Raw genomic sequence first — 22,244 nt, 5'->3', positions numbered from 1 at the left:
AATTACGGTGTCTTATGTGATGGCTTATCAATTAGTTCTCCTCACAGTCAGGACTGGGGTTGACATTGATTGTTACAATATTGCTTTCACCGGTCATGCCACAATTACTTGCGGTTTCTGTCACAACACACTTGAATTCGAGTGCGCCATCGCCATGAACAGTGAAACTAAACTGAGTACCAGTACCAAAGAAGGTCCATTCTGAGCCTGAAGTTCGCTGATACCATTCAACGGTCCTGTCCGGACAACCTCCTGATACCGAAGCATACAGGGTGCAACTTGGTCGGTTAAGCTTACAGTAATAGACATTCCCGCAATTACTGGACGCCGTCACAACAGGAGGCCCATAGACCGTAACAAGCTTATTTGTTGTAACCGAACCGTACTCAGGATTGATTGTTGCCAACTTCACTGTATAGTTACCAGGTGAGCTGTAACTGTGAGATACAGGTGTGGATGTACCTTCCAATACCTGGCCATCACCAAAATCCCAAACATACCGGTTTCCTCCAATCAGCCTGGAATCTGCAAAAGAAAAGCTCATAGAATTGCCAGGGTGCGTTATACCGGCAACGTTAAGCTCCACGCCGGCAAAACTTGCATTTACATAACTGGTCCTATAACGTTTTTTGATAAAGCTGTTGTTATCTCGTTCGAGTAACAATGCGCCAAACCAGTCATACTCATAATATTTACTTCTATCGTTTTCGTCTATCTCGCTCGTGGGCCCAATAAGCGGTTTATAGCCAATTGACTTTCTGTGCTGATAATCTTCTGATGGAGCGGTATTAGGATTCGAGGTGAAGGCGGTTACATAGTTCTTCTGATAGTCAGTGCTCCATTCATACGCTGTCGGAATGCCATCCACCTTAGTCTCGGCCAGGAGATTTCCCGTGGAAGCATCGTAACTGTCATAACTGTGGACTTTCCGCATCCGCGTGTCCGTATTAAACGACCCGTCTGCAGGGTCAATAAAAGCAGCCAGATAAGGCTCGATCCCTGATCCGTAGTTCAAACGCTCTTTCGTGCTCCATACATCCTTTGTAACACTATAGTAATTAGGGGAGTTACCGATTTTGGAGTATTTATAGACAGCACCGAAGACGAGCTTTGTTTCTCCGTTACGGCTGACCAGATTCTGCACCTCAACCGGCGCATTCAATTGATGTGCTGCAATCATCGTCTGGATAGCATCTGCCTCCGGTCCCGACGGCGCTGCACCAGGAGTGTCGATGCAGTTGGCACTTCCATAAAGTGTGTTGCACTCCTGCTCCATTTCTGCTCTTGTGAAGGGATCCGAATATCCCGCGGCTGCCTGCATGCATGCATTATATTCTTGCTGACAGTTAAGTGCAGGATGTGGATAGTAAGAAAAATCTGAGACGTACTTTGTTTTGGTGATTTTTTTAAACGACGGATATACCGAATTATACTGGGCAATCTCGGTTGGAAGAAGGGTATTCAGATCGTAAGCGTATTCCATGATCGTACTGGTATTCGTAAGATCACCCGCAGGAGTACTCTGATCATATAACGAGGTAGTGGTTTTCTTCAGGACATATGGCCGTGAAATAAGATAGTATCTGCCTACGTGGTAGGTGGCCCCAAAAGCAGAACCGGCTCGGCGACCTGCTTTGTATGCGGGAACCGATTTAATCGCAGCAAGATCAAATTTATATTCATACCGATCCGCAGATAATAGTTTTCCCTCTTCATTATATATAAGTCGGTCTGTCAAAAGACCTAGTTCTCCTGATTTTAAGGTCCGTGGCGTATATGGAAACCCATCTGGCGAGATTGAGCTTTGCGCTTGGCCGGAACCACCATAAACGTAGTAGCCAAATTGCTCAGGTAGCAAATTGCAATGATCTTCAACTCCGTTGGGATGTTCACCTGGCAGATCCTCGTGTTCAGGTATTGAGTTCGTAAAGTAATTTAAAACATACCCATTCCCGAGCATCTTTTCCCTGACGTTCGAGTATGTAACATGGGCGCCATTTATATCAAACAGATTTGTTAATGACTGAGATTGCCTTATTAAGTAGTCTCCTCCGTACACCCCGACCGGTGAAAGATAAGCAGTCCTGCTACGGAAATGATATTCGGGGTGACCATTGATAACACCACTTGACTTGGAATTATCATCAAAGCTCTTATAATAATAATAAGTCGCCTTACACTCAGAGTCACTCGCACACTCTCTGACGATCCTGATCCTCACGCCGCCCGCGATCTGATTATCGCCAGTGGCGTCTTTATACTGATGTGCCGCGTAAACAAATTCTGTGAATCCTCCGGTTGCCCTAACTATTTTTTCAAGGATATTAGCTCTTGATCTAAGAGAATCAGGACTTTTGTCGGCCCCCTCATGAGTTCTTCCACAAGGGCTTTCATGATCTGTCAGTCTTGGCACTTTGGTATCAGCAGTGTTTGCATTGAAAAAGCCCCAATGGTCCACAGCATGCGAATTTCTGCCAGGCAAATTAGTACTATTGTATTGAAAGCTATACAGATCAATAGAAGTACCTCCAGCCGATTTTGAGACCTTATTTAATTTTAGTCGCTTACACAAAGCACCAGTACAATCGTCACTGGAAAAATAACCGTAGTCAAAATCATATTCCTCGACCAAATTTCCGTTATAATCCAACATAACAATACTGCTCAAATACCGACCTAATTCATCTTCCCTCCCCGGTAAAGAATTAAACCGCATCTTCCCCAGCGTTGAAGAAACCTCATATAGATACCTGGGGCTGCTGATGGTGATCTCTACATTTTTATCACTCGTCGTACCCGTTGTACTCATATCACAAGCACCACTGCCATCGATATAAAATGAATAAATTTTAGCACTATTAACCTGCGTATAAAAGTTGTAGTTTATCGATTCGCCCGGCTGATAGGTAAAAGAGATGGTTTCACCTGAAGGTGTTTTTATTTCTGATAGGTACCATGACGAAATATAACTAACCGCATTTGCAGCACCTGACATCTTAGAGCTGGTTGTTTCTCTGGAAGCATTGTCGCCCCCAAATGTATAAACTGTTCCGTCTGCATCAGTCAGGACCCATTTATCGCTTATACCACAGATTGCCGGGATCAAGCTGATATTGGAATGAGGAAGAAAAACGGGCGCACCGGTCTCGCTTAAAATAAAGGCCCCCGACTTGCCCATAAAATTGAAGTAAAACATATCTGGTTCACCATCCCAAGCTCCTCCGCTAAGATTCTGAACGTAGGACGCATTCAGGGATTGATACGCTTTTTCCCCTACATTATTACTTCCGCAGTAACCATTTACCTTTTCATCTGGCAAGCCCCGAACAACCCGAGAGATAAGTCCGCCCGCATTTAAAGACCATCCTAAACCAACCCAACCAGGAACATCCTGGACTTTGATTCCGGCTGTATGATAATTTAGTGTAACAGGCAGCGATAATTTACGCCCCTTTAATTCCGTAATAGGAAGAGTAACAGCCGCTGTTCCTGTATACGGGCTAACAGGGATACTGGCATATTTGATAGCACCATAGGCATTAGGCGAAGGAGGTGAGTAAAGATTATTATCCTCCACGTCCTGTGCAAAAGCTATATTTAAGGAAATTACCAAGCCAAGCAGTGATAGTAAACGTTTCATCTAATACTAGTTTTTAATCCGTGAATTAGTTTCTTTAAGGCCATTGCGAAGGTCATCGATCTTTTTATTCGCTTCAATCAAATGCAACGTCAACTCTTCCACCTTCTTCAACAACAACAAATTCATCTCTTTCAAATTCAACCCATCTTCTGCCATCTCCTTCGCCGAAGGCACCTCCGGTAAATGTTTGTTGGCCTTGATATAAGCTTCGAGCTCGGCCAGTGAAAGAAGGTCATAGTCCTTTTCGAAGACGTAGTCAGGACCCTGGATCGGTGATTCCATGTCTACACGGACCTCATTCGTATGGATCACACCTTTCACCGTGAGCTTGGTATCAGGGGTAGTGGTGCCAATACCAACATTCATGTCTTCATTGATCGCCAGCACAGGTGTAAATAAGGCGGCGTTGTCTTTCCATCCCAGCCTCAGGTAACGGTTGGAAGCGCCGCCAACGCTTGGGTCATTCTTGATCTGTATGGCTCCACTGCTGGAAGTTCCGGAGATGGTTGAAATGGCGCCATCTAGGCCGAACGCTACGTCGCCGGCAACGGTGAGCTTATGCGAAGGCGTGGTTGTGCCGATACCAACTTTATAATCTTCAGTGATAGCCATAACAGGATAAAATACGGCGTTGTTGTCTCTCCATCCCAATCTCAGGTACCGGTTTGCCGCGCCACCATTGCTCGCATCGTTCTTGATCTGTATGGCACCGCTGCTCGACGTACCAGAAATAGTTGAAACGGCTCCACTCAAACCCAGGGCGAGATCTCCGGCAAGGGTAAGCTTGTGACTGAATGTTGATGAACCGATCATCACGTGCCTGGCGCTGGCCGCAATGTTCAATTGCCCGTTGGTCACCCAAAAATCACCATGATGCTCTACGCCGCCATCATACACCATAATGCCGCCAGAACCTCCTCCATAGTTATAGTTAAACCTGATCTGGCTATCCCCACTTCCTGAAGAAATACACAGGTTCCCCGCATTATTACGTTTGATCACCGCGTCGCCGCTGACGGGTTCAAGCTTCACTCCATAGGTGGTCGTGCTGATGAATGATCCGCCAAGGGTGAGGTTTCCTGTAGAGGTATTATTACCGCTATTGTTCCACTGACAATAGCCCTTGAGCGTGAGCAATACAAACAGGATCAATAAATTCTTTTTCATATCGTTATTCAGTTGGGGTTTCTTGAGGAAATAGCCTGGTCAGAAATGAGTTAATTTTGACATCAAGCCCATTAATTTTTCCAGCCATAAATATCTCTGGTCATCGTGACAACTAATGACAATGACCTGGAAACCCATGTTAGGGTAGCCGTTATTGAATAGTTGGTTTTCAGATGGAGAGGTTTTCATAAAAGATCACAGCGCCAGGCAAGCCGCAATATAATAATACTGCCGGTTGCTCCCGCCATATTCTAATGAGTGGTATAAAATTCCCGATGCCGAATTAAAAATTCAGCGTTGGCATCGACTTTTAACAGTTCCATGGAAAGGAACAATTATGATCACCGCAAGCCCGGCTCTGTCTCATCGCGATTTTCTGAAGATCGACAAAGACTACGAAGCAGCAGCCTCGGCGGCTAATCTTGTGTACGTAAGCGACGGTGAACCGGGCATTGTTAGAATAAAAAAGGGAAAAGGTTTTACTTATACTTATAAAGGCGAGGCCGTTGATGACCCCGAAACACTCGAGCGTATCAAAAAGCTGGTGATCCCGCCGGCGTGGACCCGCGTGTGGATCAGCCGCTCGCCCAACGGCCACATCCAGGCTACCGGCTTTGATATCGCCGGAAGGAAGCAGTACCGGTACCACCCCCGTTGGGCCGCCCTGCAGCGCGAAACAAAATTCCATCGCATGTACGAATTTGGCAAAGCACTGCCAACGCTGCGCAGACAACTGGAAAAAGATCTGGCTCAATCCGGATTCCCGGAATCAAAAGTGCTCGCCATGGTGGTAAGCCTGATGGAAAGAACTTATATCCGGGTAGGCAACGAGGGATATGAAAAACAATATGGATCTTACGGCCTCACTACGCTGAAGAACAAACACGTTGCCGTGCAGGGCAGCACTGTAACGTTTTCCTTCAAAGGCAAAAAGGGTGTTTATCAGAAGATCACGCTGAAGAACAAAAAATTCGCGCGCATCATCAAACAATGTAAAGCCATTCCCGGCAGCGAGCTTTTCCAGTATTACAACGGTACGGGTGAGCTACGAAAGGTCGATTCGGGACAGGTTAACCAATATATCAAAGCCTGTATGAATCAGGATTTCACCACCAAGGATTTTAGAACCTGGGCCGGAACGTTGATAATGCTCAGGCTGCTGAAACAGGCCGATGCATGCACATCGCTGGTCGCCTATAAAAAAACGGTGGCCGAAGCTTTGCAGCAGGTAAGCCGCAAACTGGGCAATACAGTCGCTGTATGCAAAAACTATTACGTTCACCCTGGCCTGGTGGATTATTACCAGCAAGATCAGCTCACGCGTTTTTTTGCGGATGAGAAGAAAGAAAAAAAGGGCAAATACGCACTTTCTCACGAAGAGGAAGTGTTAATGAAGATCCTGAAGTTCATCCAGCGTGAAAAAGCGAATCCGAAGCTCACTTCGCGGTTGCTCAGGGCATCGATCAAAAGAGAATCGCGCAAACCCGCCAAACGCGTACGTGTGGCCTGATCACACAATATATATAGTGTAGACCTTATGTATACCACAATACGTTTCTTCCCGTCCCGCAAAACATCCGCACTTACCTTCCATTAAAATCAATGACCGAAATCGTTTGTTATTTCAAACGAAATCATTTACCTTCAATTCACCGCCTAACGAAACACCGCCCTATGGGAAAAGTCAGAAATATCATCCAGACAAAAGGCAGTGCTGTCTTCTCCATTAACTCAGGCACCACTGTGTACAATGCCCTTGAACTGATGTTCGAGAAGAGCATTGGGGCCCTCTTGGTTGTTGACAACGGCAAATTTGTAGGCATTTTTACGGAGCGTGACTATGCCCGCAAATTGATTCTGAAGGGTAAGTCTTCCAAAGATACCCTGATCCGGGAAGTAATGACGGAACGTCCCATCACTGTGACACCCGACACGAGCATTGAAGATTGTATGAAGATCATGACCGACCGAAAGATCCGCCACCTTCCCGTGATGGAGAATGACGGTCTGGTGGGATTGGTCTCTGTGGGCGACGTTGTAAAATTCATTATCGAAGAACAGAAATTCATTATAGAGAATCTGGAACAATACATCACCCACTGATCGTATTGGCTTCACAAACTGTCTGCCGCTGGCGGACAGGCACAGAGCAGCAAGAATAGCGTGGCTATAGTTTAAGACTCAAAAGTGGTTTGCGGGAGGCAAACACGTTTTGGACAGCTTAAATGAAAACACCGGATTGCTTTGGCCCATAATCGCTTATGGAGCTATCGTTCTGAGCCTGGTATTAGCAATGCTGGGCCTTTCTTTTGTATTGGGGCAGCGTCATAAGGAACGTGCCACAGAAGATCCGTATGAAGGCGGAATTCTGAGCACCGGATCTGCGCGCCTGCGCTTCTCTTCCCAATTTTATCTTATCGCCATGCTCTTCGTCATCTTCGACGTGGAAACGATCTTCATTGTGTCGTGGGCTATCGCCTTCAGGGAACTGGGCTGGTATGGCTACGTGGGCGTGATGATCTTCGTGATCCTGCTGTTCGTGGTGCTCATCTACGAATGGAGAAACGGCGCCCTGGACTTTGGTCCCGACGGCAAGAAGATCCTGAAAGCATATAAAAAGCTGAATCAGAAAAAATCCGCTGCAGAAAATATCGTCAGCAAGGTCAACGGCGCATCCCAACCGCATGTTCCGGCTTTGAAGAACAAACACACTAATCAATCGACAACAGCATGAAGTGGTGGCTCAGTAAACCGGATGAACAGGCCGTGCGCGGCACAAGCTCCCTGGAGGAAACCATGAAGCAGAATATCATGCTCACCACAGTGCAAGACCTGCTGGCATGGGGGCGCCGAAATTCCATGTGGCCTTTCCACTTCGGACTCTCCTGCTGCTTCGTTGAAATGGCCACCAGCATGACACCCAAATATGATGTGGCACGCTTCGGGGCAGAAGTGATCAGGGGCACCCCCCGCGAAGCAGACGTGATGATCATTGCCGGCACCGTATTCATCAAAATGGCGCCCATCATCAAACGCCTGCACGAACAAATGATGGAACCGCGCTGGGTCATCTCCATGGGCTCGTGCGCCAACTCCGGCGGCATGTACGATATCTATAGCGTTGTGCAGGGTGTGGACAAGTTCCTGCCGGTGGATGTATACGTACCTGGATGTCCGCCACGACCCGATGCCTTCATAGAAGGTCTCACATTGCTCGCCGCCTCGGTAGGAAAAGAAAGAAGGCCCTTGAGCTGGGTGATCGGTGAGCAGGGCGTGATGAAGCCCGAAAAAGTTGATGTTAAAATAAGAAGACAGGAGAAACGAAAGGAGATGACCACCTTCCGATCGCCTGACGAGATATAAAATGCAGTATCCCGCAGATTTCGCAGATGGCCGCAGATCAACGCACCAAAAAATCAGCGTTAATCCGCGTGATCTGCGGGAACAAAAAAACCAACCCCACTTAATAAAACCGATTTGATGATGCAGTAGACAGGACGTTGAACATTAAACACTGAACACGGGTGTGTTTAGTTTTACCATGGACAAAATATTCAATCCGATGGAACAACTGCGGTTGAAATTCGGTGAAGGTGTCTTCACTGAACAACCGGCCAAAGATGGGATCCCCACCTGTTGGCTTCCGTTGGACCGTTTGAGAGCGGTGTTCACATATCTCAAATCAGAAATTTCGCGGCCATATCCCCTCTTGTACGATATCACCGCCATTGATGAACGCAGCCGCAGCAAGAACAACGGCTACCCCTCCTCGCAGTTCACCATTGTTTACCACCTCTTTTCTTTTGAACGCAACAGCTTCCTGCGCCTGAAGGCATCGCTCAAGGGCGATTACCCCACTGTGCCCAGCATCACTTCTTTGTGGGCCAACGCCAGCTGGTACGAAAGGGAAGTGTATGATATGTTCGGCATTCGGTTCGAAGGCCACCCCAACCTCAGGCGTATCCTCATGCCACTGACGTGGGAAGGACATCCCCTTCGCAAAGAGCATCCTGCCCGGGCAACGGAAATGGGACCTTTCAGGTTGTATGACGAGAAGCAGGACCGCGAACAATCGGCGCTGCAATTCAAACCCGAAGACTGGGGCATGGAACGCCAAAGCCAGGATTCGGATTTTATGTTCCTCAACATCGGCCCGCAGCACCCCGGCACGCACGGCGTACTCAGACTCATTCTGCAACTGGATGGCGAAGATATTGTCGACCTTGTTCCAGACATCGGCTTCCATCATCGTGGTGCAGAAAAAATGGCCGAGCGCCAATCGTGGCATACCTACATTCCTTACACCGACCGTATCGATTACCTGGGCGGCGTGAACAATAACCTCGCTTACTTGCTGGCGGTCGAAAAACTTGCCGGCATTCAGGTACCTGCACGCGCGCAGATGATCCGCATCATGATGTGTGAGTTCTTCAGGATCGCCAGCCACCTGGTATGGTATGGCACCTTCTCGCAGGACGTAGGACAGCTCTCCCCCGTCTTCTACATGTTCACCGATCGTGAGAAGATCTTCGATGTGGTGGAAGCAGTTTGTGGCGGACGCATGCATCCCAACTGGTTCCGCATCGGCGGTGTTGCACAGGACCTTCCCAAAGGTTGGGAAACGCTGGTGAAAAAATTTCTCGACTACTTCCCGAAAAAGCTCCGCGAATATGACAAGCTCGTGATGGCCAACAGCCTCTTCAAGGCCCGTACTGTTGGCATCGGCATCTTCACCCTCGACGAAGCCATCGAATGGGGCGCAACCGGTGCCAACCTCAGGGCGTGTGGACTGGAGTGGGACTTCCGCAAAAAACAACCTTACTCCGGTTATGAGCAGTTCGATTTTGAAGTGCCCATCGCCATGAACGGTGATTGTTACGACCGTGCCCTGGTAAGGGTAGCTGAAATGAGACAGAGCCTGCGCATCATCGAGCAGTGCCTGAAGAATATGCCTGAAGGTGCCTACAAGGCTGACCACCCGCTCACCACCCCGCCGATCAAAAAGCATACGATGAAAGACATCGAAACGCTGATCACACACTTCCTGAATGTGAGCTGGGGGCCGGTGATCCCGCCCGGCGAAGCCATGAGCTGCATCGAAGCAACCAAAGGAGCAAACAGTTATTACGCGATCAGTGATGGTAACACATCGCCCTATCGCGTTCGGGTGCGTACGCCATCGTTCGCACACATGCAGATGATTCCCTACATCAGCCGCGGCTATACCGTAGCCGACCTGCTCAGCATCCTGGGTGCAATGGACTATGTATTGGCGGATATTGATCGATAGATTAACGCTTAACCCTCAAAGGGTTCAGAACCCTTTGAGGGATGAATGAACGGAAAATCGTACCTCGTACTTAAATATTATGTTATCAACTGCCGAAATACACGAGATCGAAGAAGCGATCAAGGTGGTGCCGGTGAAAAAGGCCGCGTGCATCGAAGCCTTGAAAGTTGTGCAGGCACATCGCCGGTGGATCTCAGACGAGAGCTTGAAAGATGTGGCCGAGTACATGAAGATGACGGCTGAAGAGCTTGACTCCGTGGCCACCTTCTACAACATGCTGTTCCGCAAACCGGTGGGCCGGCACATCATCCTGGTATGCGACAGCGTGAGCTGCTGGGTGATGGGGTACGACAAGCTCCGCGATCAGCTCATACAAAAGCTGGGCATCAAATACGGGCAAACAACACCTGACGACCGGTTCACGCTGTTGCCCAACTGCTGCCTCGGTACTTGCGACACGGCACCTGCCATGATGATCGACGACGACCTCTATAAAAATGTAAGGATCGACCAGCTTGACGACATCCTGAAAAAATATTCGTAACACCAAAAGTGCCTGAACATGGAGAAGCCACTGACACACCACATCCGCGACGACAAGCGACCCCTTGACCTGAAAGAATACGAAAAGGTTGGCGGATACGAAGCGCTGCGTAAGGTGATGAAGGGCATGTCGCCGAAAGCCGTTCAGGACCTTGTGAAAGAATCGAACCTGCGCGGAAGAGGCGGCGCCGGGTTTGCCACCGGACTCAAGTGGAGCTTTGTGCCCATGGATGTGCCGGGACCAAAATATCTCATCGCCAATGCAGACGAAATGGAACCCGGAACATTCAAAGACCGGATCCTGCTGGAGAGCACACCTCACCAGCTCATCGAAGGTATGATCCTGTCTGCGTACGCGATCCAGGCAGACCACTCCTTCGTCTTTCTGCGCTGGGCTTATAAGACGGCAGCACAGGCCATTACCCAGGCACTGCGCGAAGCATACGAAGCAGGATATCTCGGCAAAAATATTTTGGGCTCGGGGTACAACCTCGAAATGCACCTGCACACGGGCGTTGGCCGCTATATGTGTGGTGAAGAAACGGCGTTGCTCAACTCGCTGGAAGGCAAACGTGCAACACCCAGGGCCAAGCCACCTTTTCCACAGATCAGCGGTTTGTTTGGCAAGCCTACCATTGTGAATAACGTGGAAACCCTCTGCAATATTCCGCACATCGTGAACAAGGGCTCCGACTGGTTCCGCACGCTGAGTCGCACAACTGACACCGGCACCAAGATCTATGGCGTGAGCGGCAAAGTAAAAAAACCTGGCGCATGGGAGCTGCCCCTGGGAGTGACCATGCGTGAGCTCATCGAAGAGTACGCCGGCGGCATGCAGGATGGTGTGAAATTCCGCGGCGCCCTGCCCGGTGGAGCATCAACGGACTTCCTGGTGGAAGAGCACCTCGATGTAAAAATGGATTACACACACGTAGCCCAGGCCGGAAGCCGGCTTGGCACGGGAACACTGATCATACTCGACGACAAGACCTGCCCCGTGGGATTTGTACAAAACATGGAACACTTCTTCGCCCAGGAGTCATGCGGCTTCTGTACACCCTGCCGCGAAGGATTGCCATGGGTAGACAAGATCCTGGCATCGCTCGATCTCGGCGAAGGAAGAGAAGAAGACCTGAAGCTTCTCGACTTTCATACGAAGTACCTGGGGCCTGGAAACACTTTCTGTGCGCTTGCTCCCGGCGCGATGGAACCCTTGCAAAGCGCGCTGAAATATTTCCGGAAAGACTTTGAACAACACGTGCACGATCACCGATGTCCGTGGAAGGAAAACGGTCATCGGTAATCAGTAAACGGTAATCGGTGACCAGGTAACTTGAAACTTTAAACTTCAAACCTGAAACTTGAAACGATCCCATGCCTACCATATACATCGATAACAAACCTTACGAAGTAAAATCAGGCAAGAACCTGCTCGAGACCTGTCTTTCGCTCGGCTTCGATCTCCCCTACTTCTGCTGGCATCCTGCCCTTGGTTCGGTGGGCGCCTGCAGACAGTGTGCTGTAAAAGTGTATAAGGATGAGGACGATAAAAAAGGCCGTCTCATCATGTCGTGTATGGAGCCGGTGAATGACAAACAACGGATCTCCGTAGCCGACCCGGAGGCAAGCGAGTTCAGGGCCAACGTGATCGAATGGCTGATGACTAACCATCCGCACGACTGCGCGGTCTGTGACGAAGGCGGCTCTTGCCACCTGCAGGATATGACCGTAATGACAGGCCATGCCTACCGGCGATTCCGTTACGACAAACGCACTTACCGCAACCAGGACCTCGGGCCGTTCCTCAATCACGAAATGAACCGGTGTATCCAGTGTTACCGTTGCGTACGCTACTATCGCGATTATGCCGGCGGTCACGACCTCGAAGCTTTCGCCTCCAAAAACAACGTTTATTTTGGACGCGCAGAAGATGGTCCACTTGAAAGTGAGTTCAGCGGCAATCTTGCCGAAATATGCCCCACAGGTGTATTCACCGATAAAACTCTGAAACAACATTACACCCGCAAGTGGGATCTTACCATGGCCCCTTCGGTGTGCCAGCACTGCAGCCTGGGTTGCAACACCATTGCCGGAGAACGTTACGGCGAGCTGAGATTGATCAGCAACCGTTACAACGGAGAAGTTAATGGATATTTCCTCTGCGACCGCGGCAGGTTCGGTTATGAGTTCACCAACTCTGAAGACCGCATCCGTCAACCCTTCATCGGGCGGAAGCCGGTAGACCGTACCGCCATCCTCCACGAGGTTGCGCAGGCCGTTAAAGATGGTAAGGTGATCGGCGTTGGTTCTCCCCGCGCCTCATTGCAGTCGAACTTTGCGTTGAAGAAACTGGTAGGTGAAGATCATTTCTATCACGGGGTTTCAGACAACGAGCACGACCTGGCCGAGCTTGTCATCAAAGTGCTGAAGGAAGGTCCCGCACGTACGCCATCGTTGCACGAAGTGGAGAAAGCAGATGCCGTCTTCATTCTTGGAGAAGACCTTATCAACACGGCTCCCATGCTGGGGCTGGCCGTACGGCAGTCGGTGAAGCAGCAACCGATGAAACAGGTAACAAATGCACACATTCCTGCCTGGCATGATGCTGCCGCGCGTGAGCTGATGCAGGACAGCAAAGGCCCGCTCTTCATCGCTACCGTCAATACAACCAAGCTCGACGATATCGCCACGCAAACCTATCGCGCGGCACCCGATGAGGTAGCCCGGCTTGGATTCGCCGTTGCCAACCTGCTCGATCCAACCGTTCCCCCTGTTAAAAACCTGCCGAAAGAAATACAACAGCTTGCCGGTGAGATCGCCAAAGCCCTTTCCGAAGCAGAGCGCCCTGTGATCATTTCAGGCGCATCGTGCGAAAGTCAGTCGGTGATCAAAGCTGCCGCGAACATTGCCTGGGCACTGCAGAAAAAAACAGCCCAGGCGGGCATCGTGCTCACGCTGCCCGAATGCAATTCACTGGGCCTCGCCATGATGGGCGGCCACCGCCTCAACTCTGCTTTCGACTGTGTGCTGAACGGACACTGTGATACCGTGATCATCATGGAGAATGACCTTTATCGCCATGGTAAGGCCAGCGTCGTGAACGAGTTCTTAATGAAATGCAAGAAGGTTATCGTATTCGATCACATCGTACACGCTACGATCGAGAAAGCCCATATGGTGATGCCCGCCGGAACCTTCGCGGAATCCGACGGCACGCTGGTAAACAACGAAGGGCGTGCGCAACGGTTCTTCCAGGTGTTTGAAGCTACAGACGCGGTGCAGGAAAGCTGGCGATGGATCCTTCAGCTGGCAGCGCTGACCGGGAACCAGAAGATCACCGCCTGGAAAAATTTTGAAGACCTGACGGAAGCCATTGCAAAAGAAGAGAAGCTGCTGGCAGGTGTTGAAAGGGTAACACCCAGTGCAGCGTACAGGGTTGCCGGACAAAAAATACCACGCGAGCCGCATCGCTACAGTGGCCGCACCGCCATGCTTGCCAACATCAGCGTGAGCGAGCCCAAACCTCCTGTCGATCCCGACTCTCCCCTGTCGTACACCATGGAAGGTTTCAGAGGACTGCCGCCATCGTCGGTGATACCCTTCTTCTGGTCACCGGGCTGGAATTCAGTTCAGTCTGTCAACAAGTACCAGGACGAGGTAGGAGCCTCTTTGCGCGGTGGTGATCCGGGCCTGCGATTGATCGAGCCTCACCTCAACGGTCGCGCGCCCTATTTCACACAGATCCCCGAGATCTTCACGCCGATGAAAGATCACCTCTGGACCGTGCCGTTGCATCACATCTTCGGATCGGAGGAATTAAGTGTGCGCGGTGATGCCATCGCAAAAAGAGCACCCGGGCATTACGTGATGATCAATGTCGACGACGCAGTACAGCTCAAGCTCGCCGAAGGACAGAACTTCGAATTCGAGATCGAAGGCCAGCCTTACCGTTTACCGGTTACCATCAGTACGTCGATACCAAGAGGTGTTGCAGGATTGCCTTATGGATTGCCGGGATTACCGTTCGTTGACCTTCCCGCGTGGGCAATATTTAAAAAATGAATTTATGGAAGCGCCTATACATCCAATGCTGATCGTGGCCGGTGTTCTCGGTGGTGTCATGCTTGTAGCACCGGGATTGATCTGGCTCGAACGCAGGCTTCTCGCGCTGTGGCAGGATCGCTATGGTCCGAACAGGGCCGGTCCGTTCGGAGTGCTCGTAGTCCTGGCAGACACACTCAAACTTTTCTTCAAGGAGGACTGGACTCCTCCTTTTGCCGATAAGAAAGTGTTCATCGTTGCGCCGGCGATTGTTGTGATCACGGCCCTGCTCGGTTTTGTGGTGATCCCTTTTGCGCCGGGCTTCATTGTGTCTGACCTCAACATCGGCATCCTCTTCTTCCTGGCCACATCGTCTATGGGCGCTTACAGCATTATTCTCGGAGGTTGGGCATCGAACAACAAATATGCGCTGCTGGGTGCCATGCGTGGTGCCGCGCAGATGATCTCGTACGAAGTATTCATGGGCCTTTCCATGATGGGCGTTGTGCTGCTGACCGGATCATTCAGCCTGCAGACCATTGTGAACGCCCAACAGGATCTGTGGTTCGTTGTTCCGCAGTTTGTAGGTTTTGTAACGTTCCTCATCGCGGGCATCGCCGAAACGCACCGGCTCCCATTCGATATTCCGGAATCGGAAAGTGAGATCATCGCAGGTTTTCACTCCGAATATTCGGGTATGAAGTTCGGAATGTTCTTCGTCGGTGAGTACATCGGCATCATCCTGATCTCCAGCATCACGGTGTGTCTGTACTTTGGCGGATGGCTCGGCCCCGCTTTTTTGCCGCCAGTGGTGTGGTTCATTCTCAAGACATTCGTATTCATCATCCTGTTCATACTGCTCCGCGCTTCACTGCCGCGGCCGCGGTACGATCAGCTGATGGATTTCGGCTGGAAGATCCTGCTGCCGGTCACCATCATTAACCTGATGATCACCGCGGCTATTGTATTGTTCAATGAAAACAGTCCATAGTCGATGGTCCATGGTCCATGGCAGTACAGGCAATAAACGCAGTCACGGCCATGGACAATAGACTATTGACCATGGACATAACAGAAACAAATATGTTCAGTATTATTCAAAGCATGTGGCTCACGTTCCTGCACATGTTCCACAAACGTGAGACCATCCAGTATCCCGAAGAGAAAGTGAAGCTCACCACGCGTTGGCGAGGACGGATCGTGCTCACCCGTGATCCGGATATGGGAGAGCGTTGCGTGGGTTGTTACCTGTGCGCAGCAGCCTGTCCTGTGGACTGCATCTCGCTCCAGGCAACCGAAGACGAACACGGAAGAAGATATCCCGAGTTCTTCCGCATCAATTTTTCGCGTTGCATTTTCTGTGGCTATTGTGAAGAAGCGTGTCCCACGTATGCAATCCAGCTGATACCGGATTTCGAAATGGGCGAATATAATCGGCAGAATCTCGTGTATGAGAAGAAAGACCTGCTCATAGACGGGCAGGGAAAATATCCCGGCTACAATTATTATAAAGTGGCGGGACTGGCCATTGGTGGAAAAGACAAAGGGGAAGCGGAGCACGAAAGCCCTCCGGTGGATGTAAAAAGTTTATTACCCTGATATGGAAGCTACGTTCTACATCGCTTCGGCAGTAGCCGTGCTGGCAACGATCATGGTGATCACGCGCTACAACATGGTGCACGCGCTCCTGTACCTGATCGTTTCCTTTTTGGCCATTGCCGTGGTGATCTTTGTTCTGGGTGCGCCCTTTATAGCAGCGCTTGAAATAATCATTTACGCAGGCGCCATTGTGGTGCTCATCATCTTTGTGATCATGATGCTCAACCTGCGCGAAGAGACTGTCACGCAGGAGAAAACGTGGCTTACAAAAGAGGTCTACGTCGGTCCCGCACTCTTGTCTGTGGTCTTGCTGGCGGAGATCGTCTATATCATTACTTCGGGCGAAACAACAAGCGTCAATCAGCCCGTGATCGATGCTACCGCAGTGGGTGTTTCACTCTATGGCCCTTACGTGATCGGTGTTGAGCTGTGCGGCATCCTGCTGATGTCAGGCATTGTGGGCGCTTATCACCTGGGCAGGCAAAAGAAAAAGATCGTACACAGGTTCCTAGAAAAGATAGAAGAATGAACACGATATCTGTAGAAGCAGGACTAATCCTGGCAGGGATCCTCTTTATGTTAGGCCTCATCAGCGTGATGATCAGGCGAAACATCATTTTTATGCTGATCTCCGTGGAGATCATGCTCAACGCTGCCGGGCTCGCCTTTATCGTGGCCGGCGCCAGGTGGGCACAACCCGATGGCCAGGTAATGTTCATTTTCATCCTGACCATGGCTGCCGCTGAAGTTTCGGTGGGGCTTGCCCTGATCCTGCAGCTTTACCACCAGCTGAAAACACTTGACGGTGATGCTGCAAACAAAATGAAGGGATAACAACCAAGGATGACATCCTTCAAAAGGATGTCATCCTTTAAAAGATAATCTATGGAAGCATTGTTATGGCTTATTCCCGCGTTGCCTTTAGCAGGGGCCGTCATCCTCATCGTCACGGCCGGGAAGCTCTCACGCAACCTGTCAGCCCTGGTAGGTGCCGGCAGCGTGGGGCTGGCCGCATTGATCACCCTCATCATCGGCTTCGGCTTTATCGCTGATCCTGCGCATACGTTTCACCAGACGTTGTGGACGTGGATCAACGTTGACGGCTTCAAACCTACCTTCGCCTTTCACCTCGACGCGCTGTCGATGGTGTTTATTTTTGTGATCACTTTCGTGGGATTCCTCATCCATCTCTATTCCATCGAATTCATGCATGACGATGAGGGCTTCTCCCGCTTCTTTGCATACCTCAATCTCTTCGTGTGCTCCATGCTCATTCTGGTGCTGGCAGACAACCTTGTGCTGATGTACCTTGGCTGGGAGGGCGTAGGATTGTGCAGCTACCTCCTGATAGGTTTCTGGTACCAGGAAGAAAAGAACGGTTATGCCGCGCGCAAGGCTTTCATCATCACCCGCGTGGGAGACACCGCCATGGCTATTGGCCTTTTCATGCTCTTCCAGCATTTCGGCACGCTGAACATCCAGAACATCCTCACGCAGGCGCCGCAGACCTGGACCATAGGTTCTGAAACAGCAACCGCCATCGCGCTTCTGCTGCTCGGTGGGGCGGTGGGCAAGTCGGCCCAGCTTCCGTTGCAGACGTGGCTTCCTGATGCCATGGCCGGTCCTTCGCCCGTAAGCGCGTTGATCCACGCTGCCACCATGGTGACAGCAGGTGTTTACCTGATCGCCCGCACACATGTGATCTTCGAGCTGGCGCCCGTAGCCCAGCAGTGGGTCGGTATCATCGGGGCCGTTACGCTGCTCATCGCCGGCTTCAGCGCCCTCACGCAATTCGACCTGAAACGGGTGCTGGCATACTCTACCATCAGCCAGATCGGGTACATGTTCCTGGCGCTGGGCGTAGGCGCGTGGTCATCGGCCATCTTCCATTTTATGATCCACGCGTTCTTCAAAGCTTTGCTCTTCCTCGGGGCCGGCGCGGTGATCCTGGTGCTGCATCACGAGCACGATATGTTTAAAATGGGCGGATTGAAGAACAGGCTCCCGGTGATCTACTGGACTTTCCTGATCGGATCGGCATCGCTGGCCGCACTTCCATTTGTCACCGCAGGGTTCTACAGCAAAGACCAGATCCTGTGGCTGGCATGGGCCGGTGAAAAAGGAAATCTCTGGTTCTTCCTGGCGGCGCTGATCGGCGCGTTCGTCACATCTATCTACACCTTCCGCATGGTGTTCCTTACTTTTTTTGGCGAAGAGAAAACGCATGTCGGGCATCACGCCGGCAAGCTGATCACCATTCCGCTGATCGTGCTGGCAGTGCTTTCGTTGGTCGGCGGCTTTATCGAACTACCGCATACGCTTGGCCATGTGGAGCTGTTCTCAGGTTTTGTGAAACCGGTGCTTCCGGCTGTTGAGATGAGGCCAGGTGCTGAAAGTGGAGAATGGATCATCCAGCTCACTGCCGCAACGCTCTGCCTGGCGGGTATTTATGTAGCGTACTACTTTTACATGAAACGTCCCGACCTCCGCCGGGAGCTCAAAAGCTCGATGATCGTGACGAACCGGTTCTGGTTCTCCGGCTGGGGCTTCGATGCACTGTATGATACCCTATTCGTAAAACCGTTCGTCTATTTATCCACCCGGAATAAAGATGACGCAGTGGACAGAATTTATGAAGGTATTGTATCCGGTCTCAACCGCGTTCACAACGTATTTGCGCAGACCCAAAACGGCGTGATGCGATGGTATATCATGGGCATTGTGATCGGCGCGATCTTCGTTTTATCGATCGGGCTTATCCTTACTTAAAATGGTAATCGGTAAGTGGTAATCAGTAATCGGTCATTGCCCCAATCACTGATCACCGAATACCGATTACCGAATACTGATTACGCAATAACAGTTATCTAATTCATGAACGAATGATCTTAATTTGGTTTATCATAATCCTGATGGGCGGTGGCATTCTCGCCTGGATCGCGGAGCAGTGGCAGGCAGGACTCTCACGGTGGGTCTCGCTGGCAGCAACGCTGATCAACTTTGTACTGGCAACGGTGTTATGGATCCAGTCTCCAGGTCAGGTCACGGTTGCAGGCTCGTCGTGGATCAGCACTTTTACGGCGCAATGGATCCCCAGCTTCGGCGTAAGTTTTAACCTGGCGCTTGACGGCCTCAGCCTGCTGCTGCTGTTACTCACCTTCTTTCTGGGATTGCTCGCCGTGCTCACTTCCTGGAACGAGATCCAATACCGCTGTGGATTTTATTATTTCAACCTGCTGTGGGTTTTGGCCGGCATCACCGGTGTGTTTCTCACGATGGATCTTTTCCTGTTTTACTTCTTCTGGGAAGTAATGCTCATCCCCATGTATTTCCTCATCGGCATTTGGGGTCATGAGAACAAGACCTACGCAGCTTACAAATTTTTCATTTTCACACAGGCCAGCGGGTTGCTCATGCTGCTGGCGATCCTGGGATTATACTTCATCCATGGCAGCAATACCGGCAACTATACCTTCAGCTACTTTGATCTGCTGGGTACAGCGCTCACACTCGAAGCATCACGTTTACTCATGCTGGGTTTCCTGGCGGCCTTCATTGTAAAACTTCCTGTGGTGCCTTTTCACACGTGGTTGCCCGACGCACACTCACAGGCTCCTACCGCGGGCAGCCTGATCCTGGCAGGACTGCTGCTGAAGACGGGCGCTTATGGTCTCATCAGGTTTGTAGTACCACTGTTTCCGCATTCGGCAGCAGAGATCGCACCCTGGGCCATGCTGTTTGGTGTGATCGGCATTTTATATGGCGCCGTGCTCGCCTTCTCTCAAACTGATTTCAAACGCCTCGTGGCTTACACCAGCGTGAGTCACATGGGCTTTGTGATGCTGGGCGTTTTTGCTTTCAACGCACTGGCGTGGCAGGGTGTGGTGATGCAGATGATCACACACGGCGTCAGCACCGGCGCATTGTTCATCCTGGCAGGCACACTCTACGAAAGGATCCACACGCGCGACATATTAAGGATGGGCGGGTTTTGGGCAAAGATGCCTTACATGGCGGTGATCGCGCTCATCTTTGCCATGGCATCGTTGGGATTGCCGGGACTCGGAAACTTCGTAGCGGAGTTCCTTACACTGATCGGGTCATGGCATGCAAGCCGCGTGCTTACAGTGCTGGCTGCCATCGGACTGGTGGGTGCCACGGCCTACTCACTGCGCATCATGCAAAAGATCTTTTACGGCGGCATAGCAGAAACTCATGGTCTTACTGATCTGTCGCGACGTGAGAAACTTATTTTCCTTCCCATGGTCATTGTCATCATCTGGCTGGGTGTATTTCCGCAACCCGTGATCGACACTGCCAAACAAACATTAACCGGCGTGCTGGAACAGGCGCATGTTCGCAATGCTTCACCTCCAGCGACAGAGAAACCAATATTAAGCGCGAAAGGAGGCATCCATGAGTAAGACCGATTTCCTCAATGTTATTCCGCTGTTCATGCTCACGAGCTCAGCGATCCTGATCATGTTTTCCATCTCGGTGAAGCGCAACCACAAGCTCATCTATATCATTACGGCTGCGTCGTTCGTAGCGGATTTCTTTTACCTGGTGATGTATCATCCGAAAGTAAAATGGGTCATCGAGCCGCTTTTTATATTCGACGGCTTCGGCGTCTTCAACATGGGCCTGATCTTATTAACGGCGCTGGCGGTGACCATGATCTCGTATGCTTACTTCGAGCAGCGCGAAGAACGCAAGGAGGAGTACTATATCCTGCTGATCCTCGCCACCCTGGGCGCCGCCGTACTCGTGATCAGCAAACATTTTGTGTCCCTGTTCCTCGGGCTCGAGATCCTCAGCGTGTCACTGTACGCCATGATCGCCTACCTCAGAAGGCGCGAACGTTCAGACGAAGCCGGCATCAAGTACCTGATCATGGCGGCCTTTTCATCGGCGTTCATCCTCTTCGGCATGGCGCTGGTGTACGCGGTTACGGGCGCCATGGAATTTTCTGGCATCGCCAAGTTTTTATCCACCGCACCACAAATGCCACTGCTGCTGCTCACCGGTTTCGGCATGATGATCGTAGGTGTTGGGTTCAAGCTCAGCCTCGTACCCTTTCACATGTGGGCTGCCGATGTTTACGAAGGAGCACCCGCGCCGGTCACCGCTTTCATCGCCACGGTTTCAAAGGGAGGTATGATGGCCCTGCTGGTGCGGTTCTTCAATCTCGTGGATGGGTATCGTTATACTTCGCTGGTGGTCATCTTTACCGTGATCGCCATCGCCTCCATGCTGGTTGGTAATCTTCTGGCCCTGCGCCAGCGCAATGTAAAACGCATCCTGGCTTATTCTTCGATCGCGCACATCGGTTATCTGCTGGTGGCTTTCCTGGCGGGTGGTGCCATGGGTATTGAGGCGGTGAGCTTTTACCTTGTTGCCTATTTCATTACTACCGTAGGCGCGTTTGGGATCCTGGCTACATTGTCGGACCGCGACCGCGACGCTGAACAGATGGAAGATTATCAGGGCCTGTTGTGGAGACGCCCCCTGACAGCAGCCATTCTTTCGGCCATGCTTCTTTCACTGGCAGGCATTCCGCTCACCGCCGGCTTTGTTGGCAAATTCTATCTTGTTGCCGCAGGTGTGAATAATCACCAATGGCTGCTGGTGTCTATGCTTGCGCTCAACTCGGCCATCGGCCTGTACTACTACATCCGCATCATCGCCGTAATGTTCGAGCGCCACGAAGGTGAAGAAGAACCCGCAGACATGCTGCACCCCTCCGTCTACATCGTGAGCGGTGTTACCATGGCTGTGCTGGTCGCCTTGTTGCTGTGGGTAGGGGTCTATCCCGAATGGATGATGGATGTTATTAAGACTTATGTAAATAGCTGATCTTTAGTTGCCGGTTGCCGGTCGCCAGTTACCGGTTTAAAGAGGAGTGCCTTCTACTGTGTCGCTACTAAAACAAGACACCTTGAGCCGCTCACAACTTGAAACTTG

General features: G+C 50.9%; 17 protein-coding genes. 15 read left to right on the top strand and 2 right to left on the bottom strand.

Going from position 1 to position 22,244, the window contains the following annotated elements; all coding sequences use genetic code 11:
* Nucleotides 1-31 precede the first annotated feature (31 nt).
* Both KK083_RS16390 and KK083_RS16385 read right to left on the bottom strand, forming a co-directional pair.
* A complete protein-coding gene (locus KK083_RS16390) occupies nt 32-3,640 on the bottom strand; it encodes a PKD domain-containing protein (RefSeq protein ID WP_254164657.1) in 3,609 nt (1,202 codons plus the stop codon).
* A gap of 6 nt (nt 3,641-3,646) precedes the next feature.
* Nucleotides 3,647-4,807 carry a tail fiber protein gene (locus KK083_RS16385; RefSeq protein ID WP_254164655.1) on the bottom strand — a complete coding sequence of 387 codons (1,161 nt, stop codon included), beginning with the start codon at nt 4,805-4,807 and terminating at the stop codon, nt 3,647-3,649.
* A 337-nt stretch (nt 4,808-5,144) separates the two neighbouring features.
* Between KK083_RS16385 and KK083_RS16380 the strand changes: the two genes are divergently transcribed.
* The 15 genes from KK083_RS16380 to KK083_RS16310 all read left to right on the top strand — a co-directional run bounded on the left by KK083_RS16380 (nt 5,145) and on the right by KK083_RS16310 (nt 22,136).
* Entirely contained in the window at nt 5,145-6,317 is a 1,173-nt protein-coding gene (locus tag KK083_RS16380; protein ID WP_254164653.1) for a DNA topoisomerase IB, read from the top strand.
* Between the two features lie 164 nt (nt 6,318-6,481).
* On the top strand, nt 6,482-6,910 hold the full coding sequence (locus KK083_RS16375; protein ID WP_254164651.1) for a CBS domain-containing protein: 429 nt from the start codon (nt 6,482-6,484) through the stop codon (nt 6,908-6,910).
* 136 nt (nt 6,911-7,046) lie between these two features.
* Complete coding sequence (locus tag KK083_RS16370) at nt 7,047-7,541, top strand: NADH-quinone oxidoreductase subunit A (RefSeq protein ID WP_254164649.1); 495 nt, start codon at nt 7,047-7,049, stop codon at nt 7,539-7,541.
* Entirely contained in the window at nt 7,538-8,170 is a 633-nt protein-coding gene (locus KK083_RS16365) for an NADH-quinone oxidoreductase subunit B (protein ID WP_254164647.1), read from the top strand. The genes KK083_RS16370 and KK083_RS16365 overlap by 4 nt, the downstream gene beginning before the upstream one ends.
* A gap of 178 nt (nt 8,171-8,348) precedes the next feature.
* Entirely contained in the window at nt 8,349-10,097 is a 1,749-nt protein-coding gene (gene nuoC, locus KK083_RS16360) for an NADH-quinone oxidoreductase subunit C/D (RefSeq protein WP_254164645.1), read from the top strand.
* Between the two features lie 79 nt (nt 10,098-10,176).
* On the top strand, nt 10,177-10,641 hold the full coding sequence (nuoE, locus tag KK083_RS16355) for an NADH-quinone oxidoreductase subunit NuoE (RefSeq protein ID WP_254164643.1): 465 nt from the start codon (nt 10,177-10,179) through the stop codon (nt 10,639-10,641).
* Nucleotides 10,642-10,659: 18 nt separating this feature from the next.
* Nucleotides 10,660-11,943, top strand: a complete 1,284-nt coding sequence (gene nuoF, locus KK083_RS16350) for an NADH-quinone oxidoreductase subunit NuoF (protein ID WP_254164641.1) — start codon at nt 10,660-10,662, stop codon at nt 11,941-11,943.
* A gap of 71 nt (nt 11,944-12,014) precedes the next feature.
* Complete coding sequence (nuoG, locus tag KK083_RS16345; RefSeq protein ID WP_254164639.1) at nt 12,015-14,702, top strand: NADH-quinone oxidoreductase subunit NuoG; 2,688 nt, start codon at nt 12,015-12,017, stop codon at nt 14,700-14,702.
* 4 nt (nt 14,703-14,706) lie between these two features.
* On the top strand, nt 14,707-15,672 hold the full coding sequence (gene nuoH / locus KK083_RS16340; RefSeq protein ID WP_254164637.1) for an NADH-quinone oxidoreductase subunit NuoH: 966 nt from the start codon (nt 14,707-14,709) through the stop codon (nt 15,670-15,672).
* Nucleotides 15,673-15,764: 92 nt separating this feature from the next.
* Nucleotides 15,765-16,280: an NADH-quinone oxidoreductase subunit NuoI gene (nuoI, locus tag KK083_RS16335; protein ID WP_254164635.1), complete on the top strand. Its 516-nt coding sequence runs from the start codon at nt 15,765-15,767 to the stop codon at nt 16,278-16,280.
* A 1-nt stretch (nt 16,281) separates the two neighbouring features.
* A complete protein-coding gene (nuoJ, locus tag KK083_RS16330) occupies nt 16,282-16,809 on the top strand; it encodes an NADH-quinone oxidoreductase subunit J (protein WP_254164633.1) in 528 nt (175 codons plus the stop codon).
* Nucleotides 16,806-17,114, top strand: coding sequence for an NADH-quinone oxidoreductase subunit NuoK (gene nuoK / locus KK083_RS16325; RefSeq protein WP_254164632.1), 309 nt, complete (start codon nt 16,806-16,808; stop codon nt 17,112-17,114). The genes nuoJ and nuoK overlap by 4 nt, the downstream gene beginning before the upstream one ends.
* Before the next feature lie 51 nt (nt 17,115-17,165).
* Nucleotides 17,166-19,049 carry an NADH-quinone oxidoreductase subunit L gene (gene nuoL / locus KK083_RS16320; RefSeq protein ID WP_254164630.1) on the top strand — a complete coding sequence of 628 codons (1,884 nt, stop codon included), beginning with the start codon at nt 17,166-17,168 and terminating at the stop codon, nt 19,047-19,049.
* 113 nt (nt 19,050-19,162) lie between these two features.
* Nucleotides 19,163-20,704, top strand: coding sequence for an NADH-quinone oxidoreductase subunit M (nuoM, locus tag KK083_RS16315; protein WP_254164628.1), 1,542 nt, complete (start codon nt 19,163-19,165; stop codon nt 20,702-20,704).
* Nucleotides 20,697-22,136: an NADH-quinone oxidoreductase subunit N gene (locus tag KK083_RS16310; RefSeq protein ID WP_254164626.1), complete on the top strand. Its 1,440-nt coding sequence runs from the start codon at nt 20,697-20,699 to the stop codon at nt 22,134-22,136. Before nuoM ends, KK083_RS16310 begins: the two co-directional genes overlap by 8 nt.
* Nucleotides 22,137-22,244 lie beyond the last annotated feature (108 nt).

The organism is Chryseosolibacter histidinae (assembly GCF_018598225.1).
GTDB lineage: Bacteria > Bacteroidota > Bacteroidia > Cytophagales > Cyclobacteriaceae > Chryseosolibacter > Chryseosolibacter histidini.
Note: the sequence above shows the minus strand (reverse complement) of the source record. Positions and strands in the feature narration are given on the sequence as shown.